This window comes from Vibrio sp. M260118, from assembly GCF_036533755.1.
Lineage (GTDB): Bacteria > Pseudomonadota > Gammaproteobacteria > Enterobacterales > Vibrionaceae > Vibrio.
On record NZ_JATABG010000620.1, the window covers coordinates 1 to 1,109 of the forward strand.

At 37.7% G+C, this 1,109-nt stretch carries 2 protein-coding genes; both read right to left on the bottom strand.

Going from position 1 to position 1,109, the window contains the following annotated elements; all coding sequences use genetic code 11:
- Positions 1–20 precede the first annotated feature (20 nt).
- Positions 21–647, bottom strand: a complete 627-nt coding sequence (locus tag QTO00_RS20085) for a hypothetical protein (RefSeq protein WP_331426321.1) — start codon at positions 645–647, stop codon at positions 21–23.
- 220 nt (positions 648–867) lie between these two features.
- Positions 868–1,109, bottom strand: a 242-nt coding sequence (locus QTO00_RS20090; RefSeq protein WP_331426322.1) for a hypothetical protein, incomplete at its 5' end; no start/stop codon positions are given.

Here is a 1,109-nt window from a genome sequence, read left to right on the forward strand (position 1 = left end):
CTCTTGAACAGTTTGTTAAGTTACTGTTTCGATGTACGTCTAATTAGAACATAAATAAATGGTACCAAAAGCCCCAAACCAGCAAACAATGGCTCATAATTACCTTCTGGGTCACTAAACCACATACCTGATATAAATATTAATGAAGCTATTACGACAAGCTCAACAACCCACAAACCTATTTCTAATGGCGTTTTGATATGCACTCTTTTTAGTTCAATTATTTTTATGTTTAACTGGTTCTCAAAATTTGTTCTGGTAGCAGAAATCTCTGACATTAAATCCGGTAACAAAGCCTCATATAAATCTGGTTTTCCAGCAATCTCTGTACTTCGTTGGAAAACCGAAAGCACTTTCTTCGCGAAGCGCGTTTTAGCTTCAGAAACAAGACATGAAATATCTGACTCAAGTGATGAACTATAATGAATGTTAAGGCTATCGATATGCACGAGAGCACTGGAATATAGATTAGAGTCTAAACGTGAAACCAACTCCATTGTATCTTTGATCGTTTTTCCTGATCGCAACATGCCATCAGCAGAATTACGACGAAGTAGCGCCTCAAATTCAGTGTCCAAAGAGGTCACCAGTTCATCTGATATCAGCTCCAGCTTAACTTTAAGGTTTTGTTTAATTTCGTTTTTCATTTCCACTTTTCTAAAGTAACTTAACGCCGCGTTAAGTGGTGAACAACGCGACCACCAAACCTAAATTATTGTGCCGTAAACATTAAAGTTGATTCAAACCAAAACTGCCAAGCGTTGTGAATCCGTCTTAAACGCTTTGTTATATGCGTATTCGAATATGAAAAACCAACTTATTTGAGTAGCGCTCACCTACCAGTTTTTCAGAATGTTCCCTGTGCATTTACGCAAAGAAAGTACTTATAGCAGATACAATAAAACCCAACGCTGGAGCAAACAAACATAGGATTGCAACAATGACGAGTACGAGAATACGCTTCCAAGACTTTGCTGCTTCTTGGGCAAATTTAACTGAAAACCAAGAATCCGAAGCAACTAACATTGCGTCTTCCTGCTGCGAATTGCTATTTCGTTTCTCATAAAGTGACATAAGTTCTATTCCTTCTACAGACGAAAGCATATAAC